Genomic DNA, 21,626 nt, shown 5'->3' on the forward strand with positions numbered 1-21,626 from the left:
GGCTTGGGTTTCAGAGCTTTTCGCGTTCGTGCTGCGATTGGCTCGATGGACGGCCTGACGTCCCGAAAAAAGTTGCTCAAGTGCTGAAGCGGCATTCTTTGCTTCGCTCCCTGACTTGACCGCTTTTGGCGGCGTTCGCGACTATAACAGCTCCCTATTGGTGCTTCAATTGCATTAAAAATTGCTATCATGGCGCCGATGAATACTTCTCTCCCTCCGACTTCCGGCGTTCAGTTGCTCGAAGTCGCTCCGGACCTTGCCGGCCAACGCATCGATAACTTCCTTCGCGCTCAGTTGAAGGGGGTCCCCAAGACATTGATCTACCGCATTTTGCGTAAAGGCGAAGTGCGCGTGAACAAGGGCAGAATCAAGCCTGAATACAAATTGCAGGCTGGCGATATCGTCCGTGTTCCGCCGCTGCGTCTGGCTGAGCGCGACGAGCCGGAGCCTCTGGCGCAGGGGTTGCTGGAGCGCCTTGAGGCTGCAGTCGTCTATGAAGACAAGGCACTGATCGTGCTGAACAAGCCTGCCGGTATTGCCGTGCATGGCGGCAGTGGCCTCAATTACGGTGTGATCGAAGCCTTTCGCCAGATGCGTCCGGATGCCAAGGATATCGAGCTGGTGCATCGCCTGGATCGGGATACCTCGGGCCTGCTGATGATTGCCAAAAAGCGCAGCATGCTGCGGCATCTGCACGAGGCGTTGCGTGGGGATGGGGTGGACAAGCGCTATATGGCCCTGGTGCGCGGTAACTGGCCTGCTGCGAAAAAGAGAGTCAGTGCGCCGTTGTTGAAAAATACCCTGCGTTCCGGTGAGCGCATGGTTGAAGTGAATCCCGAGGGCAAGGACGCGCTGACCGAGTTCAAGGTACTGCGCCGCTTCGGTGAGTTCGCCACGCTGATCGAGGCCAGTCCGATCACCGGGCGTACCCATCAGATCCGTGTGCATGCGCTGCATGCCGGGCACGCGATTGCTGGAGATTCCAAGTATGGTGATGAAGACTTCACCCGTGAAATTCGTGAGCTGGGCGGCAAGCGGCTGTTCCTGCATGCCTATGCCTTGCGGATCACCTTGCCGGACGGCACCGCGCTGAGCCTGGAGGCGCCTGTCGATGCCATGTGGGCGAAGGCGCTGGAGCGTCTCGGTGCCTGACTACGAGTTGTTGGTGTTCGATTGGGACGGCACGCTGGTGGATTCGGTGGCGCGCATTGTCGAATCGGTGCGCGTCGCGGCCGATGTGTGCGGTTTGCAACAGCTTGATGAGGCGCCGATCAGGGGCATCATTGGTCTTGGTTTGCCCGAAGCGATTGCGACGCTGTATCCGGAGTCGGCTGACGGGCAGATGATTGAGCGCTTTCGCACGATCTATGCTGAGCATTATGTAGCGCTGGAAGCGGAGCCTACGGCGTTGTTTCCGGGTGTGGCGGACGGTCTTGAGGCGCTACGCGCAGCGGGCTATCGGTTGGCGGTTGCCACCGGTAAAAGCCGCCGCGGCCTGCAGCGGGTTTTGGCTGGGCGGGGATGGGACAGTTATTTTGAAATCACCCGTTGCGCTGATGAAACGGCCAGCAAGCCCGATCCGCTGATGCTGCGGGAAATTCTCGAATACTGCAGTGTGTCACCGCAGCGTGCCCTGATGATCGGAGATTCTTCCTTTGATTTGCAAATGGCTCGGCACGCCGGCATGGATTCGGTTGCGGTGGGCTATGGTGCTCAATCTTTGCAATGCTTACAGGCGTTTGAGCCTCGATGGGCAATCATGAGTTTTGCCGAGTTGCTTGACTGGCTGTTGCCGGTTGGCCCGGCGTTGACTGAGGTGGGTGTGTATGGCGGATGAATGGAAAGCGCCCGACGAAAAGGCTGATGACAAAAGCTGGAAGTTGCTGGAAAAAGCCGTGCTGGCCGGTGTGCAGGAGCAGCGTCGATCGCGGCGCTGGGGCATCTTTTTCAAGTCGCTGACTTTTTTGTATCTGTTCGGGGCTTTGGCATTGTTTTCGCCTTTGCTGGATCGCCAAAAAGGAGCGGTGGGCGGAGGTGCTCATACTGCGTTGATCGAAGTGCGCGGCATGATCGCTGATCAGGAAAATGCCAGTGCGGATAATCTTGTCGGCAGCCTGCGGGCGGCTTTCAAGGATGCGGGCACCCGTGGGGTGATCATGCGTATTAACAGTCCGGGTGGCAGTCCGGTGCAGTCGGGCTATGTCTATGACGAAATTCGCCGCTTGCGAGGCGAGTACCCAAATATCAAGCTGTATGCCGTGATCACCGATCTTGGGGCTTCTGGTGCGTATTACATCGCCAGCGCTGCCGATGAAATCTATGCCGACAAATCCAGCCTGGTGGGTTCCATTGGGGTGACGGCGGCGGGCTTCGGCTTCGTGGGGGTCATGGAAAAGCTGGGTGTTGATCGCCGCTTGTATACCGCAGGCGAGCACAAGGCGTTCCTGGATCCGTTCCAGCCCGCCAAGCCGGAAGAAACCGCGTTTTGGCAGGAGGTGCTGCAAACCACGCACCGTCAGTTCATTGAGAGTGTGAAGCAAGGGCGCGGCGAACGTCTGAAGGATGAGGAGCATCCAGAACTGTTTTCCGGTCTGGTGTGGTCCGGAGAGCAGGCGGTGGAGCTGGGGTTGGTGGATGGTCTGGCGAGCAGCAGCCAGATCGCCCGAGAGGTGATTGGCGAAGAGCGAATCGTTGACTTCACACTGCAAGAAACTGCGTTCGATCGCTTCGCCAAGAAATTGGGTGCGGGCGTGGCTGAGCACGTGGCGCTGTGGATGGGTTTTCAGGGGCCCGTGCTTAGGTAGTCGCGGCGGATTGAATGCTCGCGGGGTGGGTGTGAGTCGCGCCGACCCCGCGTCTGGTTTTCCTATTCCTGGTTCGAGCTCGTATCTCAGGGGAGCTCTACTCCTTCCTTTAATAGCATGTCCACCAGGCGGATCAGCGGCAGGCCGACAAGGCTGGTGCTGTCACTTCCTTCGGTGCTGCGGAACAGGCTAATACCCAAGCCTTCGGCCTTGAAGCTTCCAGCGCAGTCGTAGGGTTGCTCGATTTGCAGGTACCGTTCGATGCGCTGTTCGTCCAGTTCGCGAAAATGCACGGTGAACGGTACGCAGTCGACCTGGCAGTGGCCGTTGCTGCTATTTAATAAGCACAGGCCGGTCAAAAAGGTCAGGCTGCGATTGCTGGAGTTGAGCAGTTGCTGGCGGGCGCTCTCGAAGTGATGGGGTTTGCCAATGATTTGTCCATCCAGAACGGCAACTTGGTCGGAACCTATGATCAGGTGGGCGGGATGACTGAGGGCCAGGGCTCTGGCCTTTTGTTCCGCCAGGCGCTGGACCAGTTGCGGGGGGCTTTCCCCAGGCAGGGGGTTTTCGTCGATATCCGGACTGGCGCTGGTGAACGGCAGTCGCAGGCGCGAGAGCAGTTCGCGGCGATAGGGCGAGCTGGAAGCAAGCAGCAACGGCAGCATGAGCTTCTCCTTATATAAAGGAGGCGAAGTCTAGCGATTGAGCGGGATCGCGCACAGGCCGAATATCCTTTGACAGGGGCAGGGTAGATCCCTAGAATCTCGCGCCTATGTTGAATGGACCGATTCCACCTCACGTTGACCCACGCAAACTGGCTGATCGCGGCGCTACCCTTGAGGGTGTGTTACAGATCTCCAGCTTGTCGCGTCTCGCTGCGCAACTGGTTGACGACGTTGGCGAAGTGCACACGAAGCTGATCTTCGAGCGCGACGAACGACGTGTACCCGTCATCCATGGCGAGTTTGACGTCGTGGTCAAAATGATTTGCCAGCGCTGTCTGGAAGTCGCTCACTTGCCGATCCACGGCGAATACAACTATGTCGTGGTGAGGGAAGGGGCTGACGAGCAGTCTGTGCCGAAAGGCTATGATGCGCTGGAGGTGGGGGAGGAGCCCCTGGATCTGCTGACTCTGGTCGAGGATGAGCTGTTGCTTTCCTTGCCTATCGTTCCGGTCCATGACCCAGAAATTTGCCAGCAGCCGGCGGGTCTCGATGAGCCTGAGCCGAGCGAGGACGAGGTTCCACGGTCCAACCCGTTCAGCGTACTGGCGCAGTTAAAGCGTGACCCAAACGTTTAGGAGTTAATAAGTTATGGCTGTTCAGCAGAACAAAAAATCCCGTTCCGCGCGTGACATGCGTCGCTCCCATGATGCTCTGGAGCCCAACGCTCTGTCCGTGGAAAAGACCACTGGTGAAGTTCACCTGCGCCACCACGTTTCGCCGGAAGGCGTGTACCGTGGTCGCAAGGTGATCGACAAGGGCGCTGACGAGTAATCCTTGTCCGCTCCGGTCATCGCGATTGATGCAATGGGTGGGGACTTCGGTCCCCACTGCATTGTTCCGGCCAGCCTTGCTTGTCTGGCGGAAATCCCCTCGCTGCATCTGGCCCTTGTCGGCCAAACTCCTCTTATCGAAAAGCTGATCGATCGCCAGCCCGGTGTGGATCGCGCGCGCCTGCAAATCGTGCATGCCTCGGAAGTGGTTGCCATGAGCGATCGTCCAGCCCAGGCCTTGCGCGGCAAGCCGGATGCCTCCATGCGTGTGGCGCTAGAGATGGTTCGGCAGGGACGTGCCCAGGCCTGTGTCAGTGCCGGTAACACCGGGGCATTGATGGCCTTGTCGCGCTATGTCCTGAAAACCCTGCCGGGTATCGATCGTCCAGCGATGATGGCTGCGCTGCCCACGCGCGCAGGCAGTTGTCATTTGCTCGATCTGGGTGCCAACGTGGATTGCAATGCCGAGCATCTTTACCAGTTCGCGGTCATGGGTTCCGTGGCGGCTGAGACGTTGGGCGTGCGGCGACCACGTGTGGCCCTGCTGAATGTCGGGACCGAGGAGATCAAAGGTAACCAGCAGGTCAAGTTGGCCGCCAGTTTGTTGCGTCAGGCACCGGGACTGAATTTTATCGGCTTTATCGAGGGTGATGGCGTATACCGTGGCGACGCCGATGTGGTGGTCTGCGACGGTTTCGTCGGCAATATCCTGCTCAAATCCAGTGAAGGGTTGGCGGAAATGGTGGCGGAGAAAATCCGTGATCTGTTTTCACGCAACCTGGCCTCGCGTCTGCTGGGTGCGGTAGCGCTGCCGCTGCTGCGCAGTCTGCGCGAAGAGCTCAAGCCGGCCACCCATAACGGCGCCAGTTTTCTGGGGTTGCAGGGGGTGGTGGTGAAGAGCCATGGCGGGGCCGCTGAAGATGCTTTCCAGAGTGCGATCCGTCGGGCGCTGGTGGAGATTCATGAAAATCTGCCGCAACGCCTGCATGGTCGCCTGGAGGACTTGCTGCTATAGCTTCTCTGTTGCCTGCGCGAGCGATGTGACTGCGGCGCACAGGTTGTCATCCAATCCTCAGTTTGTTGCGCCAGGTGTGTAGTGGCGTGATGTATTTTCTGACGACAAGACCACCAAGGGACCGTTTTCATGTCTGTATCCCCCGCATTCGTCTTTCCCGGGCAAGGCTCGCAATCGCTTGGCATGCTCGCCGAACTGGGCGCTTACCAGCGCTCGGTCCTCGACACCTTCAGTGAAGCCTCTGATGCCCTGGGCTATGACCTCTGGGCGTTGATCCAGAACGGCCCGGTTGAGCAACTGAACCAGACAGACAAGACCCAGCCGGCCATTCTGGCGGCTTCTATCGCCTTGTGGCGTCTGTGGCTGGCTGAAGGTGGTGTGCGCCCGGCTTACGTGGCAGGTCACAGTCTCGGTGAATACTCGGCGCTGGTGGCGGCCGATAGCCTGCCCCTCGCTGCAGCCGTCAAGCTGGTCGAGCTGCGTGGCCAGCTGATGCAGCAGGCTGTACCGGCTGGGCAGGGCGGCATGGCCGCGATTCTCGGCCTAGAAGACGCTGACGTACTGGCGGCCTGCTCCGAAGCGGCCCAGGGCGATGTGGTCAGTGCGGTGAATTTCAATGCGCCCGGCCAGGTGGTGATCGCCGGTTCCGCTGCCGCTGTCGAGCGTGCCATCGAGGCGTGCAAGGCCCGAGGCGCCAAGCGTGCCATGCCCCTGCCGGTCAGCGTGCCGTCGCATTGTGACCTGATGCGCCCGGCTGCCGAGCGTTTTGCCGAGTCCGTGGCAGCCATCGAGTGGCAGGCGCCCAAGATTGCTCTGGTGCAGAACGTCAGCGCCGCGGTCGTCAATGACCTGGAAACCCTCAAGCGCGACTTGCTGGCGCAGCTTTACAGTCCGGTGCGCTGGGTGGAATCGATGCAGAAGCTGGCCGAGTGCGGTGTCACGGCATTGGTTGAATGTGGGCCAGGCAAGGTTCTGTCTGGGCTCAACAAGCGCTGCGTGAAGGGCATCGATACGTACAATCTGGATACCCCCGAGGCATTTGCAGGCGCTCGCGCCGCGCTGGCCTGAAATTAGGAGAAGTGTTTATGAGTCTGCAAGGTAAGGTTGCCCTGGTGACCGGTGCGAGCCGTGGCATTGGCCAGGCCATCGCCCTTGAGCTGGGTCGTCAGGGTGCCGTGGTGATTGGTACCGCGACGTCTGATTCCGGTGCCGAGCGTATTGCCGAAACTCTCAAGAACAACGGTATCGAAGGTGCCGGCCTGGTGCTTGATGTGAGTAACGATGAGTCGGTTGCCACGACCTTGGCGCATATACAGCAGCACCTCGGTCAGCCGCTGATCCTCGTCAATAATGCCGGCATCACCCGCGATAACCTGATGATGCGCATGAAAGACGACGAGTGGTTGGATGTCATCAACACCAACCTGAACAGTATTTACCGTTTGTCCAAGTCCGTATTGCGCGGCATGACCAAGGCGCGCTGGGGTCGTATCATCAACGTCGGCTCGGTGGTCGGCGCAATGGGCAATGCAGGGCAAGTCAATTATGCGGCGGCCAAGGCAGGTGTCGAAGGTTTTGGACGGGCGCTGGCCCGTGAAGTGGGGTCGCGCGCGATTACCGTTAACACGGTCGCGCCGGGTTTCATTGACACGGACATGACCCGCGAATTGCCTGAGGCCCAGCGTGATGCCCTGTTGACCCAGATTCCCCTGGGTCGTCTGGGTCAGGCAGAAGAAATTGCCAAGGTGGTGGCCTTCTTGGCATCGGATGGCGCAGCCTACGTAACTGGGGCTACCATCCCGGTCAATGGTGGAATGTACATGTAATGTGACGCCGCGTTAAATGCGCGTGTCATAACGGCTACCGGATTTTGTAAGAGGCTGAAAGGGAAAGTAAGCAGGGCGTATCTGCCAGCGCTTTCTCTTCAGCTTGAAATAACGAAAACGCTTTCTATACACTTACCCGCAGCCCAGCTGTCTGGATTTTTCCATAGGAGTGAAAACTAGGTATGAGCACCATCGAAGAACGCGTCAAGAAAATCGTTGCTGAGCAACTTGGCGTCAAAGCAGAGGAAGTAACCAACAGCGCTTCCTTCGTCGAAGATCTGGGCGCCGACTCTCTTGACACCGTTGAGCTGGTGATGGCTCTGGAAGAGGAATTCGAGACCGAAATCCCGGACGAGCAAGCTGAAAAAATCACCACTGTCCAGGAAGCCATCGACTACGTTACCGCCCACGCGCAGTAATGTAATCGACGTCTTTTGGACGCAGAGAAGCCGCACTGCCTTAACGGGCGTGCGGCTTTTCTTTGGGGAGTCATCTGCTGTTGTGTAAAGTGGCGCTTCGTTGCCCGGCCCCGGGCTTTATGAAGCGGAAGACAACCAGGCAGGCTCCCGGGTTTATCCGTTAGTGAACAAGAGGACAAAACTGTGTCGCGTAGACGTGTCGTGGTCACCGGTATGGGTATGCTTTCGCCGCTGGGCACCGATGTGCCGAGCAGTTGGCAGGGCATTCTGGCTGGCCGCAGCGGCATCGGTCCGCTTGAGCATATGGACCTTTCCGCCTATTCCACCCGCTTTGGTGGTTCGGTCAAGGGGTTCGATGTCGAGGAATATCTCTCGGCCAAGGAAGCCCGAAAACTCGACCTGTTCATTCAATACGGCTTGGCTGCCAGTTTTCAGGCAGTGCGTCATTCCGGCCTGGAGATCACCGACGCCAATCGCGAGCGAGTCGGTGTGGTCATGGGCTCCGGTATCGGTGGCCTGACGAATATCGAGAACAATTGCAAATTACTGTTCGAGCAGGGTCCGCGGCGTATATCGCCATTTTTCGTACCCGGCTCGATCATCAACATGGTGTCCGGTTTCCTGTCGATCCACCTCGGCGCCCAGGGGCCGAACTACGCCATTACCACTGCCTGCACCACAGGCACGCATTCCATCGGCATGGCCGCGCGCAACATCGCTTATGGCGAAGCTGATGTGATGATCGCCGGCGGATCGGAAATGGCCGCCTGTGGCCTGGGTATCGGCGGTTTCGCGGCTGCCCGCGCACTGTCCACTCGCAACGACGATCCGCAGCGTGCCAGCCGCCCGTGGGACAAGAGCCGTGACGGATTCGTGCTCTCCGATGGTGCGGGTGCCCTGGTACTCGAAGAGCTGGAGTACGCCAAGGCGCGCGGTGCGACCATCTATGCCGAACTGGTTGGCTTTGGCATGAGTGGCGATGCGTTCCACATGACCTCGCCGCCTGAAGACGGTGCTGGCGCTGCACGCTGCATGACCAATGCGCTGCGCGATGCCGGCTTGAATCCTGATCAGGTGCACTATGTGAATGCCCACGGCACCTCGACCCTGGCCGGCGATCTGGCTGAAGTGCGGGCAATCAAGTCAGTGTTCGGTGAGCATGCCTATCGCTTGGCGGTCAGCTCGACCAAGTCGATGACCGGCCACTTGCTCGGCGCTGCCGGTGCGGTGGAGGCGATCTTCAGCGTGCTGGCGATCCATGAGCAAGTGGCGCCGCCGACCATCAACCTCGATGAGGCGGACGAAGGTTGCGATCTGGACTTCGTGCCGGGCGAAGCCCGCTCGATGCCCATCGACGCCGTGGTATCCAACTCCTTTGGGTTTGGCGGCACCAACGGCTCGCTGGTGTTCCGTCGGTTCGCCGATTGATGCTCAGTTGGGTCGATGGCCAACCGGCCGACGGGCTACCGCTCGCCGACCGGGGCCTGGCCTACGGCGATGGCTTATTTGAAACCATTGCTGTGCGTCAGGGGCGCCCGACCCTGTTTGAGGCCCATTTGGCCCGTTTGAGCGCCGGCTGTGTGCGTCTGGGCCTTCCCTATGATGAAGGGCTGATCAAAACGGAACTTCAGGCCTTCAGTACCTTGCTGGGGGAAGGGGTCGCCAAGCTGATTCTGACCCGTGGCGATGGCCGGCGAGGCTATGCGGCCCCCCAACCGGCAACCCCGCGAAGGATCCTGTCGGGCAGCCCGTTACCCTGTTATCCCGAGGCCCATGCCGAACAGGGTGTGCGCCTGTTTCCCTGCGCCACGCGCCTGGCTGAGCAGCCGCTACTGGCCGGACTCAAGCATCTCAACCGTCTGGAGCAGGTGCTCGCACGCAGCGAGTGGTCTGATGAGCGCTGCGCCGAAGGCCTGATGCGCGACAGTCAGGGCCGCGCCATCGAGGCGGTTTTCAGCAACCTGTTTCTGGTCAGCAAAGAAGCGCTGTTGACGCCCAGCCTTGAGCGCTGTGGTGTGGCGGGCGTGATGCGCAGTGTTTTGCTGGAGCAGGCTGCAGCGCTTGGCGTGGCAGTCGCGGTGCGTGATATCTCCTATGCAGAGCTGCTGGCCGCCGACGAAGTATTCGTCTGCAACAGTGTTTATGGCATTTGGCCGGTACGCCATCTGGAACAGCAAAGTTGGCCGGTCGGGCCGGTCACCCGTAAACTGCAGAGCATTGCTCGCACGCTTTTGGAAGTACGATAGTGATACGTAAATTGATGATGCTGCTCAAGGGCGGCCTGCTGCTCGCTGCCTTGCTGGTAGCGTTCGTGTTCTGGCAGCAGCACCAGGCTATCCAGCAACCGTTGCACCTGGACGGTGAGCGCTTGCTGGAGGTGCCGGTGGGGTCGACCCCCGGCGGATTACTGAACCGATTGGAGCGCGAAGGAGTGCTCGAAGGCGCCTTCTGGTTGCGCCAGTATTGGCGCTTCAACCTGGCCGACCAAAGCCTGCACAGTGGCGAGTATCGGATGAGGCCGGGCATGACGGCCCGTGAGCTGCTGGAGCTGTGGATCAAAGGAGAGGTTGTGCAATACAGCCTGACGCTGGTCGAAGGCTGGAATATTCGCCAGGTGCGCACCGCACTGGCCGGCGAGGAAAAACTCAAGCAGACGCTGACGCAACTCAGCGACGAGGACTTGATGCGCGAGCTCGGAGAACCGGGCGTGCACCCCGAAGGACGTTTCTTTCCAGACACCTACCGCTATGTGCGCGGCATGAGTGATCTCGATCTGCTCACTCAAGCCAACAGGCGCCTCAAGCAGGTGCTGGCCGAGGAATGGACGCAACGCGCCGAGGGGCTGCCTTACAAGGACCCCTACCAGGCGCTGATCATGGCGTCGATCATCGAGAAGGAAACCGGTGTGCCGGCAGAGCGCGGCCAGATTGCTGGCGTGTTTGTGCGTCGTCTGTCCAAGGGCATGCGCCTGCAGACTGACCCGACCGTGATCTATGGCATGGGCGAGCTTTACACCGGCAAGATTCGCCGCAGCCACCTGCGTGAAGCGACACCGTACAACACCTATGTGATCAATGGCTTGCCACCGACGCCGATCGCCATGGTCGGACGCGAAGCGATCCATGCCGCCTTGCACCCTGAGGATGGCGACAGTCTGTATTTCGTGGCGCGCGGCGATGGTAGTCATGTGTTCTCGGCCACACTCGAAGCGCATACTCGCGCGGTGCGAGAATTTCAGCTCAAGCGCCGGGCCGACTACCGATCGAGCCCAGCCCCAGTTAGCAAGGACACTCCGTGAGCGGTCTGTTTATCACCTTGGAAGGGCCGGAAGGCGCCGGCAAGAGCACCAACCGCGAGTACCTGGCCGAGCGTCTGCGCAGCGGGGGGTTGCCCGTACTGCTGAGCCGTGAACCGGGCGGCACGCCGCTGGCCGAACGCATTCGCGAACTGCTGCTGGCGCCCAGCGACGAACCGATGGCCAGCGATACTGAGCTGTTATTGATGTTCGCGGCCCGTGCCCAACACTTGCAGCAGGTGATTCGCCCGGCTCTGGCCCAGGGACAGATCGTCATCTGCGACCGCTTTACCGATGCTACCTATGCGTATCAGGGCGGTGGACGGGGTGTAAGCGAGGCGCGTATTGCCCAGCTGGAGACCTTCGTGCAGGGTGATTTGCGCCCCGACCTGACCCTGGTGTTCGACTTGCCCGTGGAGGTCGGCCTGGCTCGCGCCGCCGCCCGTGGTCGGCTGGATCGTTTCGAGCAGGAGGGCCGCGGCTTCTTCGAAGCGGTGCGCCAGGCGTACCTGCAGCGTGCCGAATGCCATCCCGAACGTTACCGCATCATCGATGCTTCCCAGCCGCTGGCGGTGGTGCAGCAAACCCTGGATGTATTGGTGCCGCAGGTGCTGGAGCGCGTCCGTGGCTGAGCTGTATCCCTGGCAGGCCGAAGTCTGGCAGCAACTGACCAGCCGAACCCAGCATGCCCATGCCTACCTGCTGCACGGTCCTCAGGGGATTGGCAAGCGCGCGTTGGCCGAGCGTTTCATGGCGTTCCTGCTCTGCCAGCATCCTGTGGCTGGACAGCCTTGTGGCCAATGTAAGGCCTGTCACCTGCTGGCCGCTGGCACCCATCCGGATAATTTCGTTCTCGAACCTGAGGAAGCCGACAAGGCGATCAGGGTCGATCAAGTGCGCCAGTTGGTGGACTTCGTGGTACAGACGGCGCAGCTTGGTGGCCGTAAGGTCCTGCTGCTGGAGCCGGCGGAAGCCATGAACCTGAATGCCGCCAACGCGCTGCTCAAGAGTCTGGAAGAACCCTCCGGCAATACCGTGATGTTGCTGATCAGTCACCTGCCCAGCCGTTTATTGCCGACCATCAAGAGCCGTTGCGTGCAGCAGACCTGCCCGCTTCCGAGCCAGGCACAAAGTCTGGCCTGGCTCGATGAGGCATTGCCGGACGTCACGGCGCCCATTCGCAGTGACTTGCTGGCGCTGGCCGCCGGCTCGCCGCTCAGTGCGCAGCGCCTGCATGCCCAAGGCGTTCTAGAGCAGCGCGCGCTGGTGGTCGAGGGTGTAAAAAAACTGATCAAGCGTCAGCAGGGTGCCAGCCAACTGGCCGATGCGTGGAATAGCGTACCGCTGCTGTTGGTGTTCGACTGGTTTTGCGATTGGGCGCAATTGATGCTGCGTTATCAGCTGACCAACGACGAACAGGGGCTGGGCGCGAGCGACATGGCCAAGGTGGTGCAGTACCTGGCCGGCAAGACGCCACAGCCGAAACTGTTGGTCATGCAGGACTGGTTGTTGGCGCAACGCCAGAAGGTGTTGGGTAAAGCCAACCTCAACCGTGCGCTGCTTCTCGAAGCCTTGCTGGTGCAGTGGGCGGCTCTGGTCGAGCGGAGCTAGAATCGGCCACCCATTCGCTCGCTAGGAGTCGTCATGAGCATGCCGCCGAATCTGGGGGCGCGTAACGGCATTCTGTCCCTGACCATCAAGGACAAATCCGTCTTGTACGCCGCCTATATGCCTTTTATCAAAAATGGTGGCTTGTTCATCCCCACCAGCAAGACCTATCAGGTGGGCGATGAGGTGTTCATGCTGCTGAGCCTGATGGACGAGCCGGAAAAACTGCCGGTGGCGGGCAAGGTGGTATGGATCACGCCCAAGGGTGCCCAGGGCAACCGCGCGGCGGGTGTCGGGGTGCAGTTCAACGAAGGCGACAACACCGCGCGCAACAAGATCGAGACCTACCTGGCCGGCGCGCTGAAGTCGGACCGGCCGACGCATACGATGTAAGGCACCCATCGCTTTCGCTACAATGCCCGTCCTTTGTGTCTCGTCGAGTAGCGTTTTCCCATGCTGGTAGATTCCCACTGTCATCTCGATCGTCTGGACCTGACGGCCCATGAGGGTTCCCTCGATGCTGCGCTGGATGCGGCGCGGGCGCGAGGTGTCGGTCATTTTCTGTGCATTGGTGTCAGTGCCGACAATGCCGCCACGGTGAAATCTCTGGCGGAGCGCTATGCCGATGTCGACTGCTCAGTGGGTGTGCATCCACTGGATCTGCAAGCCGGGGCGCAGCCCACGCTGGATTGGCTGCTGGGCGAGCTGGAGCATCCCCATGTGGTGGCGATCGGGGAAACCGGGCTGGACTATCACTACCAGCCGGAGAGCGCCGAGGTGCAGCAGGCCTCTTTTCGACTGCACCTGGACGCTGCGCGCATGACCGGCAAGCCGGTCATCGTGCATACCCGAGAAGCCCGCGCCGATACTCTTGAGCTGCTGCGCGAGGCTGCCCTGCCACAGGCGGGCGTATTGCATTGCTTCACCGAAGATTGGGACATGGCCCGGGCGGCCCTGGATCTCGGCTTTTATATTTCGCTCTCGGGGATCGTTACCTTCCGTAATGCCGACGCGCTACGGGATGTGGCCCGTCGCGTGCCGGCCGACCGGCTGCTGGTAGAAACCGACTCGCCCTATCTGGCGCCCATTCCCCATCGCGGCAAACCCAACCTGCCTGAATATGTCCGTGACGTCGCGGAGTTCCTGGCTCAGCTGCGCGGCGTTGCTTACGACACCCTGGCGGAACAGACCAGCGAGAATTTTCAGCGTCTGTTTCCCTTGGCGCGCGTCAAGCGTCCATAAAAAAACCCGGTTTCGGGGGAAACCGGGTCAAGACCATTAGGAGTAAAACAAAAAAGGCACGCATTCCAAAGTACCTTCAACCGCTGAGACATTTGGGGGGAAATGCCACAGTGGTGAGGGCAAGTATGGCCAGTACTGCCTGCCTTGCTGATTTACACCGGCTGTTTTTTAAAAGTTTTTGGAATAGGTCTTCTGCTTCTAAGACCTTACCCGTCTGCCAGCTGGCTTAGCAGCGTTAGGGTTTCGTCGAGAACCCGATCAGCGGTGTAGAAATGAGGCGACAAGCGGATGCCCGCACCTCGTTGGGCACACACGACCTGCTCGGCGGTCAGCCTTTTGAACAGTTCCGCCTGTTGATGCCCTGTCAGGGTGAAATTCACGATGCCGGCACGGCGCTGCGGATTACGCGGGCTGTGGAGCGTAATTCCTGGGATACGCAGCAAGCCTTCCTGCAGATAAGTTATCCGGTCGTTCAGGGCATGGCTCACGTTGACCATACCAATGTCTTCCAACAAAGACAGACTGGCCTCCAGTGCCATGGCGCCGAGCATGTTCGGGCTACCGCATTCGAAACGCCGCGCGCTGCGTGCCGGTTGCCAGTCCTGGCGCAGATAATCGCTGGGGTGCTCGAGCATGTGCCAGCCATATTCATGCAGCTTCAACTGGTCGCGCAAATCGCTACGGCAATAGAAGACGCCCAAGCCTTCCGGGCCCAGCAGCCATTTATGGCCATCGGCCATGGCGAAGGCGCAGTGGCTGGCTTGCACATCGAAGGGCAAGGCGCCCAATTGCTGAATGGCATCCACGCACAGCAGCACGCCACGGCTGTCGCAGCCCTGGCCAAGGCGCGGCAGGTCCAAGTGAAGTCCGCTGGCATATTGCACCGAGCTGATCGATAGCAAGCGGGTGCGCGGTCCGCAGGCTGCGAGCAGGGCGGCTTCCGGGTCCGGGCAGGCAAGGCTGACCTGAATAAGCTCCACACCTTGAGGAGCCAGTGCCTGCCAGACCACACGGTTGGAAGGAAACTCTTCGTCGCTGATTACCACCTGATCGCCCGCCCGCCAATCGAGGCCGAAGGCCACGAAAGACAAAGCTTCCGAGGTGTTCTTCACCAGGGCGATGTCATTTCGGCTGGGCGCATTGAGCAAACGCTGCAGGCGCTCGCGCAGACGCGTTTCGACTTGCAGCCAGTCGGGATAGTCCCGGGCACCGATCTGACAGTTCTGTTGGGCGAATGCCTGCACGGCCAAGGCGGCGCGTTTGGGCCAGGGTGCGACGGCGGCATGGTTCAAATAACGCAGCCCGTCGGGTTGGGGAAATTCTTCTTGCAGATCAAGCATGAGGGTTGCTCCATACAATTTGCTGCGTGTCAGGCATAATAGCCCGCTTCAAATAGAGCTTATCCAGTCCTTTTATGCAGAAAGAACCCCGCAAGGTCCGTGAATTTCGTCGCCGTGAACAGGAAATTCTTGATACAGCCCTCAAGCTGTTTCTCGAACAGGGCGAGGACAGTGTCACCGTGGAAATGATCGCCGATGCCGTGGGTATTGGTAAGGGCACCATCTACAAGCACTTCAAATCCAAGGCCGAGATCTACCTGCGTCTGATGCTCGACTACGAGCGCGATCTCAACGAATTGCTGATGTCGGACAACGTCGATCGGGACCGCGAAGCCCTGTCGCGAGCCTATTTCGAGTTTCGCATGCGCGACCCGCAACGCTACCGGCTATTTGATCGCCTGGAAGAAAAGGTGGTTAAAGGCCATCAGCTACCCGATATGATCGAGCAGTTGCACGCGATTCGCGCCTCGAACTTCGAGCGCCTGACGCTGCTGATCAAAGGGCGCATCACCGAAGGCAAGTTGGAAGATGTGCCGCCGTACTTTCACTTCTGTGCGGCCTGGGCGCTGGTGCATGGCGCTGTGGCGCTGTATCACTCGCCGTTCTGGAGCAACGTTCTGGAAGACCAGGAAGGCTTCTTCCAATTTCTCATGGATATCGGCGTGCGCATGGGCAACAAGCGCAAGCGCGACCCGGAATCGCCGGCCAGTTAACGACCTTACCGTCATTCTTTACGCGCTGTCCGCTCGACAACATTCCTGCTGGGCATGGCGCGGAAGCTGCATCGTGCCCTTTTTTGCCGGTTTTCCGGCGCCGGCAGTGGAGAGTCGAGTATGCATAGGTGGGTCATGATGTCGGTGCTGGCAATGGCACTGAGTGGCTGCATGAAGGTCAGTGATATGGCGGGTAGCGCTCGTTATCACCTGGGCGACGTCGGGCTGCTGGACCATAGCGAGACACAGCGTGCCAGCTCCCGGCGCCTGCAAGCCGACTCCTTCATCTATATTGCCCAAAGCCCGTTCATGCCGTCGCCAGAACGCCAGCGGGCCAATGCGGTGGCTGAAGAGGCCTACCGCGGCTTTGTCGAATATTTCCCGCTGGTGCGCCATGCCGACGCGCCGATCGGCTTGCAGCAGGCGCGCGTGCAGGCCATGAACAGTGGGGCGCATTACCTGCTGTATGGCCGACTGGCGGCCGCGGATGACCGTATTGGTACGGTGGGCGAGTGGGAGGATCAGGAATCCCTGAGCCGTCTGGGAGTCGACAGCGGTGTGGTGCAGTTGATGCTGCTGGAAACTGCCACGGGATATCTGGTCGATACCGTGCGCATCCGTCCTCGGGGTGGGCTCTTGACGATGTATGGCACCACGCCGGAGGAGCTGCTCGGGGCGCCGCTGCGCCAGTATGCGCGCAATCTTCTGGGGTTGAACTGAGAGAGGAACGTATTGATGCACAAGAGCGGAAAGGCCACTGATCTGCTTGCCCAGTTACCGGCGGGCGAGCAAAAGGGTTTGCCACCCGTTCACCTGTGGAATCCACCGTTCTGTGGCGACCTCGATATGCGCATCGCGCGGGATGGCACCTGGTTTTACCAGGGGACGCCCATTGGCCGTAAGCCGATGGTCCGCTTGTTCTCCACCATCATTCGCCGCGATGGTGACGATTACTTCCTGGTGACGCCAGTGGAGAAGGTCGGCATCCAGGTCGATGACGCGCCTTTCGTGGCCGTGACGCTGCTGGTAGAAGGTTCAGGCGAACAGCAGATCCTGCGCTTCACCACCAACGTCGACGACGAAGTGGTGGCCGGTCCCGAGCATGCCATGCGGGTCGACCTGAATGAGCAGACCGGCGAGCCGTCTCCCTATCTGCATGTGCGGACCAATCTGCACGCGCTGATTCACCGCAATGTGTTCTATCAGCTGGTGGACCTGGCGGTTGAGCATGAGCTCGACGGTCGCCGCTGGCTGGGTGTGTGGAGCAGCGGTGTGTTCTTCCCCATCGGCCCGGTTTGACCGGCTCGCGCCGGCAGCGCCTCCATAGGTGTTGAGCGCGGCGAGACTAATTGCGAGGCGGTGACGACGGCGAATGTGCTCGCTACGCATCGCCCTTCGGTGACGGCAGGCGCAGCACTACCCGCAAGCCGCCCAGCGGGCTGTCCTGAAACGTCAAGTGACCCTGCCAGGCCTCGAGAGTGTCGCGCACGATAGCCAGCCCCAGGCCATGTCCCGGCATTTGTTCATCCAGCCGAGCGCCGCGGCTGAATAATCGCTCACGCTCCGTCTCGGGAATCCCGGGGCCGTCATCATCGAGGGTGATCAACAGTTCAGCCGGTTCCTGGCGAATGGCCAGGCTCACTTGGTTTGTGGCCCATTTACAGGCGTTATCCAGCAGGTTACCGAGCACCTCCAGGACGTCCTCACGCTCCCAGCGCAGGCGCAGGCCTGGCGGTGCGTCATAGCTGATGTCGCTCACGTGCGGATGCAGCACGCGCAAGGTGGCCAGCAAGGGGGGTAATTCGGCAGCGCAATCGAAATGCGCAGCGGGCAGGACATCCCCGGCCAGCCGCGCGCGGTTCAACTCGCGGACCAGCCGTTGCTGGATCTGCTCCAGTTGATCCTGCAGCTGGGCGCGTAGCTGTGGGTGGGCATCCAGTTCCGAGCGTGACGCCAGGCTGAGCAGAACGGCCAAAGGCGTTTTCAAGGCGTGACCGAGATTGCCCAGCGCATCACGCGAACGCTTCAGGCTGTTTTCGGTGTGCTCCAGCAGGCGATTGATCTGAGTAACCAGCGGCTCCAGTTCCTGGGGAGCCGATCGCTCCAGGCGCGCGCGTTGTCCTTGTTGCAATTGCTGGACTTGCTGGCGGGCGTCTTCGAGTGGACGCAGCGCGCGGCGAATGTTCAGGCGCTGCAGGAGCAAAATCAGCAGCAAGGCACCGCAGCCCAGCGCGACGATAAGCCCCTGGGCACGTAGCGAGGCTTGAAGAATCGGCGTGTAATCCTGTGCCACGCTGATGCTCACCGGTTGACCAAAACGCTGAAAGTCGGCGCGGTAGATCAGCAGTTGCTGGCCTTCGGGGCCCGTCACCAGGGCTGGGTTGAGCCCGGCGGTGGATGGCTTTTCGAGGGAATAATCCCATGCCGAGCGTGAGCGCCAGAGCTGGTCGCCCAGGTCGATGCGAAAGTAGCTGCCCGACCACGGCCGCTGGTAACGGGGTGACAGGCGTTGCTCGTTGAGTTGCGGGCCATTGGCGTCACGGCTTAGCGCCGTTAGCAGAATCTCCGCCTCTTCGCGCAGATTGCCTTGCAGGTAACGACGCAGGCCAAGATCAAACAGCCAGAGGCTGCTCTGCGCGGTGATCACGCCCACCACCAACAAGATGCCGAACAGACCCAGACCCAGGCGGCGCTGGATGGATTTCATCCGCTCAGCCCGACGAAGCGATAGCCTTGCCCGCGGCGCGTCTCGATGATGTTCTTGCCCAGCTTGCGGCGCAGGTGATTGACATGCACTTCGATCACATTTGAATCCGGCTCGTTTTCTCCATCGTAGAGATGCTCGCTGAGGTGTGATTTGGAGAGCAGGCTGTCTGGCTTGAGCATAAAATAGCGCAACAGGCGGAACTCGGCAGCGGTGAGTTCAATGACTTCGCCCCGCGCGCTGACGCATTGTCGTGACTCGTCGAGCTGCAGTCCTGCGACGTCCAGTTGTGGGCTGTTGTCCTTGCCGTGGGCACGGCGCAGCAAGGCCTGCAGACGTAGAAACAGTTCGTCGGGATGAAAGGGTTTACCCAGGTAGTCATCGGCCCCCGCCTTGAGTCCCTCGATGCGTTCCGCCCAAGAATCCCGGGCGGTGAGAATCAGCACCGGTGTGCTCAGCCCCTGGGTGCGCCATTCGCGCAAGACCTCCAAGCCGGGGCGGCCCGGCAGTCCCAGGTCAAGAATGATCAGATCATAGGGTTCGGACAGGCCGTGATAGGCCGCATCGCGACCGTCGGCCAGCCAATCGACGGCATAACCTTGGCGGGTCAGGCCGGCCAGCAATTCGTCCGCCAGTGGAACGTGGTCTTCGACTAGCAAAAGCCGCATCAGTCTTCCTCGTCTTCCAGTATCTGGCCATCGCGCGCATTTATTTTCAGTTCGCGCACGACGCCTTGGGTCGTTACGAGCTCGACTTCATATACCAGAGTGTTTTTTTTCTCTTCCAGTTCGATGTCCAGTAGGCGGGCGCCCGGGTAACGCCGCAGAACCGGATCCAGAAGCTGCTCCAAAGGAAGAATCTGGCCGGACTCGCGCAGCCGTAGGGCCTCATTCTGATGAATGTCTCGCGCCATGGCTGTACAGCTAAATAGCAAGGCGCACAGTACAGCGTAAAGAGTCCTGGCGTTCCGACGCCGTTTTGCGGAGGCCAGGGGTAGTTGGCCTCGGCGGTGCGAGCGCGGGGCGGGATATTGCCTAGGTGGGCAGATTTTCATTTTGGTCAGGTATCTGTTTGAAAAAACCGTGGCCGAGGCTGCACGTTACCGCACTGGACTTAAGCAAAGCTGAAATCGAACCAACATGAGTAGCGCACATGTGATCGGCCGGGTAACAACGGTTCCAAAGGCCGCTACAGGCAGCTGGATCAACGGCATCACCAACAGCGCCAATACTTGTATTGCATTACCCAAAGCATGTTCCCGCGTGCCGGCTTGAATGACAGCGAGCAGCAGCTGGTGCTGAAGTTCCTGTCTGAGAACGCCAAGGATGCGGTAGCACCGTAGGTCGGTAATGGAAGGCAGGGGTAGGTCGCGTCGACCCCGGCCACGAGTCCGTCCAGGCGCCACAAACGAAACAGGGCGCGTTCCACTGGAAAGCGCCCTGTTTTTTAATGCGGTATGCCGCTACATCACATGTTGGGGTAGTTCGGGCCGCCTGCGCCCTCGGGTGCTACCCAGGTGATGTTCTGCGCCGGGTCCTTGATGTCGCAGGTCTTGCAGTGCACGCAGTTCTGCGCGTTGATCTGGAAGCGCTTGCTGCCATCGTCGTTGCTGACCACTTCATAAACGCCGGCCGGGCAATAGCGTTGCGCAGGTTCGTCGTATTTCGGCAGGTTCTGCTCGATCGGGATGCTCGGGTCGCTCAGCTTCAGGTGAATCGGCTGGTCTTCCTCGTGGTTAGTGTTGGAGAGGAACACCGAGGACAGTTTGTCGAAGCTCAGCTTGCCGTCCGGTTTCGGGTAGGCAATCTTCTTGCTCTCGGCAGCCGGCTTCAGGGTGGCGTAATCCGGTGTGGTGTCACGCAGAGTGAAGGGGATCTTGCCGCCGAACCAGTTCTGGTCCACGTAGTTGAAGGCGCCGCCCAGCAGCGTGCCGTATTTGTGAATCGCCGGGCCGAAGTTGCGGCTGCGGAACAGTTCGTCGTACAGCCAGCTGGCCTTGAAGGCCTCGACATAATTGTCGAGCTTGTCGCCGCCTTCGCGCCCGGCGGCCAGGGCTTCGGCAATCGCATCCGCGGCCAGCATGCCGGATTTCATGGCGGTGTGGCTGCCTTTGATTTTGGCGAAGTTCAGCGTGCCCAGGTCGCAGCCGATCAGCGCGCCGCCGTCGAACACCATCTTGGGCAGCGAGTTCAGGCCGCCCTTGCAGATGGCGCGGGCTCCGTAGGACACGCGCTTGCCACCTTCCAGGTACTGAGCGATCACTGGGTGATGCTTGTAGCGCTGGAACTCGTCAAACGGCGACAGGTGCGGGTTGGAGTAAGACAGATCGACGATCAGACCGACCACCACCTGGTTGTTTTCCAAGTGATAAAGGAAGGAGCCGCCCGTGTTCTCGCTGCCGACGATATCCAACGGCCAGCCGGCGGTATGGACCACCAGACCTTGCTGGTGTTTGGCCGGATCGATGTCCCAGATTTCCTTGATGCCGATGCCGTAGTGCTGGGCGTCGGCTTCCGAGTCCAAGTTATAGCGCTTGGTCAGCTGTTTACCGATATGGCCGCGGCAGCCTTCGGCGAACAGCGTGTACTTGGCACGCAGTTCCATGCCAGGGGTGTACATGCCGTCCTTAGGATTGCCTTCACGGTCCACGCCCAGGTCGCCGGTGATGATCCCGCGCACCACGCCGTTTTCGTCGATCAATGCTTCCTGGGCGGCGAAGCCCGGGTAGATCTCAACGCCCAGGTTCTCGGCCTGCTGGGCCAGCCAGCGACACAGATTACCCAGGGAAATGATGTAGTTGCCCTCGTTGTGCATGGTCTTCGGCACAAAAAGATTGGGCAGTTTGCTGGCGCTGGTGGCGCTTCTCAGCATATAAATGTCGTCGCGAACGACGGGAGTGTTCAGCGGGGCGCCGAGTTCCTTCCAGTCCGGGAACAGTTCGTTCAGCGCACGCGGCTCGAAGACAGCGCCGGAGAGAATGTGGGCGCCGACTTCGGAACCCTTTTCGACCACGCAAACGCTGATCTCTTGACCAGCTTCGGCGGCCTTCTGTTTCAGTCGGCAAGCGGCGGACAGGCCCGCGGGGCCGGCGCCGACGATGACGACGTCGAATTCCATGTATTCGCGTTCCACAACGTTCTCCTGCTTCTAGGCTCTTTCGGTATT

General features: G+C 60.2%; 25 protein-coding genes. 19 read left to right on the top strand and 6 right to left on the bottom strand.

Going from position 1 to position 21,626, the window contains the following annotated elements; translation table 11 throughout:
- Positions 1-198: 198 nt before the first annotated feature.
- Genes rluC through H9642_RS16745 form a run of 3 tightly spaced genes read left to right on the top strand, consistent with a single transcriptional unit; the run spans position 199 to position 2,804 of the window.
- Positions 199-1,152, top strand: coding sequence for a 23S rRNA pseudouridine(955/2504/2580) synthase RluC (rluC, locus tag H9642_RS16735; RefSeq protein WP_251837612.1), 954 nt, complete (start codon positions 199-201; stop codon positions 1,150-1,152).
- Positions 1,145-1,837 carry an HAD-IA family hydrolase gene (locus H9642_RS16740; RefSeq protein WP_251837613.1) on the top strand — a complete coding sequence of 231 codons (693 nt, stop codon included), beginning with the start codon at positions 1,145-1,147 and terminating at the stop codon, positions 1,835-1,837. The genes rluC and H9642_RS16740 overlap by 8 nt, the downstream gene beginning before the upstream one ends.
- Positions 1,827-2,804: a S49 family peptidase gene (locus tag H9642_RS16745; RefSeq protein ID WP_251837614.1), complete on the top strand. Its 978-nt coding sequence runs from the start codon at positions 1,827-1,829 to the stop codon at positions 2,802-2,804. The genes H9642_RS16740 and H9642_RS16745 overlap by 11 nt, the downstream gene beginning before the upstream one ends.
- Positions 2,805-2,890: 86 nt before the next feature.
- On the opposite strand, the gene H9642_RS16750 is transcribed toward H9642_RS16745, so the two are convergent.
- Positions 2,891-3,469 carry a Maf family protein gene (locus H9642_RS16750; RefSeq protein WP_251837615.1) on the bottom strand — a complete coding sequence of 193 codons (579 nt, stop codon included), beginning with the start codon at positions 3,467-3,469 and terminating at the stop codon, positions 2,891-2,893.
- Positions 3,470-3,576: 107 nt separating this feature from the next.
- On the opposite strand from H9642_RS16750, the gene H9642_RS16755 reads away from it, so the two are divergent.
- The 13 genes from H9642_RS16755 (at position 3,577) to H9642_RS16815 (ending at position 13,704) form a co-directional block, all read left to right on the top strand.
- Positions 3,577-4,104 (top strand): YceD family protein, encoded by a 528-nt coding sequence (locus tag H9642_RS16755; RefSeq protein ID WP_251837616.1) that lies wholly within the window; start codon positions 3,577-3,579, stop codon positions 4,102-4,104.
- A 13-nt stretch (positions 4,105-4,117) separates the two neighbouring features.
- On the top strand, positions 4,118-4,300 hold the full coding sequence (gene rpmF, locus H9642_RS16760) for a 50S ribosomal protein L32 (RefSeq protein WP_168081858.1): 183 nt from the start codon (positions 4,118-4,120) through the stop codon (positions 4,298-4,300).
- Between the two features lie 3 nt (positions 4,301-4,303).
- Entirely contained in the window at positions 4,304-5,314 is a 1,011-nt protein-coding gene (gene plsX / locus H9642_RS16765) for a phosphate acyltransferase PlsX (RefSeq protein WP_251837617.1), read from the top strand.
- Between the two features lie 129 nt (positions 5,315-5,443).
- Complete coding sequence (gene fabD / locus H9642_RS16770) at positions 5,444-6,382, top strand: ACP S-malonyltransferase (protein WP_251837618.1); 939 nt, start codon at positions 5,444-5,446, stop codon at positions 6,380-6,382.
- A 17-nt stretch (positions 6,383-6,399) separates the two neighbouring features.
- The gene (gene fabG / locus H9642_RS16775) at positions 6,400-7,140 is read left to right on the top strand and encodes a 3-oxoacyl-ACP reductase FabG (RefSeq protein ID WP_251837619.1); all 741 of its coding nucleotides are present in this window, start codon (positions 6,400-6,402) and stop codon (positions 7,138-7,140) included.
- A 182-nt stretch (positions 7,141-7,322) separates the two neighbouring features.
- Complete coding sequence (acpP, locus tag H9642_RS16780; RefSeq protein WP_251837620.1) at positions 7,323-7,559, top strand: acyl carrier protein; 237 nt, start codon at positions 7,323-7,325, stop codon at positions 7,557-7,559.
- 183 nt (positions 7,560-7,742) lie between these two features.
- Complete coding sequence (fabF, locus tag H9642_RS16785; RefSeq protein ID WP_251837621.1) at positions 7,743-8,987, top strand: beta-ketoacyl-ACP synthase II; 1,245 nt, start codon at positions 7,743-7,745, stop codon at positions 8,985-8,987.
- A complete protein-coding gene (gene pabC / locus H9642_RS16790; protein ID WP_251837622.1) occupies positions 8,987-9,805 on the top strand; it encodes an aminodeoxychorismate lyase in 819 nt (272 codons plus the stop codon). The genes fabF and pabC overlap by 1 nt, the downstream gene beginning before the upstream one ends.
- Entirely contained in the window at positions 9,805-10,857 is a 1,053-nt protein-coding gene (mltG, locus tag H9642_RS16795; RefSeq protein WP_251837623.1) for an endolytic transglycosylase MltG, read from the top strand. Before pabC ends, mltG begins: the two co-directional genes overlap by 1 nt.
- On the top strand, positions 10,854-11,486 hold the full coding sequence (tmk, locus tag H9642_RS16800; RefSeq protein ID WP_251837624.1) for a dTMP kinase: 633 nt from the start codon (positions 10,854-10,856) through the stop codon (positions 11,484-11,486). The genes mltG and tmk overlap by 4 nt, the downstream gene beginning before the upstream one ends.
- Positions 11,479-12,465 (top strand): DNA polymerase III subunit delta', encoded by a 987-nt coding sequence (locus H9642_RS16805; protein WP_251837625.1) that lies wholly within the window; start codon positions 11,479-11,481, stop codon positions 12,463-12,465. The genes tmk and H9642_RS16805 overlap by 8 nt, the downstream gene beginning before the upstream one ends.
- 33 nt (positions 12,466-12,498) lie before the next feature.
- The gene (locus tag H9642_RS16810) at positions 12,499-12,855 is read left to right on the top strand and encodes a PilZ domain-containing protein (RefSeq protein ID WP_251837626.1); all 357 of its coding nucleotides are present in this window, start codon (positions 12,499-12,501) and stop codon (positions 12,853-12,855) included.
- A gap of 60 nt (positions 12,856-12,915) precedes the next feature.
- Complete coding sequence (locus tag H9642_RS16815) at positions 12,916-13,704, top strand: TatD family hydrolase (protein WP_251837627.1); 789 nt, start codon at positions 12,916-12,918, stop codon at positions 13,702-13,704.
- Positions 13,705-13,910: 206 nt separating this feature from the next.
- Here H9642_RS16815 and H9642_RS16820 read toward each other — a convergent pair whose 3' ends face one another.
- Complete coding sequence (locus H9642_RS16820; protein WP_251837628.1) at positions 13,911-15,044, bottom strand: aminotransferase class V-fold PLP-dependent enzyme; 1,134 nt, start codon at positions 15,042-15,044, stop codon at positions 13,911-13,913.
- A gap of 74 nt (positions 15,045-15,118) precedes the next feature.
- Between H9642_RS16820 and H9642_RS16825 the strand changes: the two genes are divergently transcribed.
- The 3 genes from H9642_RS16825 (at position 15,119) to H9642_RS16835 (ending at position 17,056) form a co-directional block, all read left to right on the top strand.
- On the top strand, positions 15,119-15,757 hold the full coding sequence (locus tag H9642_RS16825) for a TetR/AcrR family transcriptional regulator (RefSeq protein ID WP_251837629.1): 639 nt from the start codon (positions 15,119-15,121) through the stop codon (positions 15,755-15,757).
- Between the two features lie 120 nt (positions 15,758-15,877).
- Positions 15,878-16,477: a DUF4823 domain-containing protein gene (locus tag H9642_RS16830; RefSeq protein WP_251837630.1), complete on the top strand. Its 600-nt coding sequence runs from the start codon at positions 15,878-15,880 to the stop codon at positions 16,475-16,477.
- A 15-nt stretch (positions 16,478-16,492) separates the two neighbouring features.
- Positions 16,493-17,056, top strand: coding sequence for a DUF1285 domain-containing protein (locus tag H9642_RS16835; RefSeq protein ID WP_251837631.1), 564 nt, complete (start codon positions 16,493-16,495; stop codon positions 17,054-17,056).
- Between the two features lie 82 nt (positions 17,057-17,138).
- On the opposite strand, the gene H9642_RS16840 is transcribed toward H9642_RS16835, so the two are convergent.
- From H9642_RS16840 to H9642_RS16855, 4 genes are all read right to left on the bottom strand, one after another.
- Positions 17,139-18,464 carry an ATP-binding protein gene (locus H9642_RS16840; protein ID WP_251837632.1) on the bottom strand — a complete coding sequence of 442 codons (1,326 nt, stop codon included), beginning with the start codon at positions 18,462-18,464 and terminating at the stop codon, positions 17,139-17,141.
- Positions 18,461-19,129 (bottom strand): response regulator transcription factor, encoded by a 669-nt coding sequence (locus tag H9642_RS16845; protein ID WP_251837633.1) that lies wholly within the window; start codon positions 19,127-19,129, stop codon positions 18,461-18,463. Before H9642_RS16845 ends, H9642_RS16840 begins: the two co-directional genes overlap by 4 nt.
- Complete coding sequence (locus tag H9642_RS16850) at positions 19,129-19,374, bottom strand: PepSY domain-containing protein (protein WP_251837634.1); 246 nt, start codon at positions 19,372-19,374, stop codon at positions 19,129-19,131. Before H9642_RS16850 ends, H9642_RS16845 begins: the two co-directional genes overlap by 1 nt.
- Before the next feature lie 554 nt (positions 19,375-19,928).
- A complete protein-coding gene (locus H9642_RS16855) occupies positions 19,929-21,593 on the bottom strand; it encodes an electron transfer flavoprotein-ubiquinone oxidoreductase (protein WP_251837635.1) in 1,665 nt (554 codons plus the stop codon).
- Positions 21,594-21,626 lie beyond the last annotated feature (33 nt).

The sequence above is a fragment of the Serpens gallinarum genome (genome assembly GCF_014836765.1).
GTDB lineage: Bacteria > Pseudomonadota > Gammaproteobacteria > Pseudomonadales > Pseudomonadaceae > Serpens > Serpens gallinarum.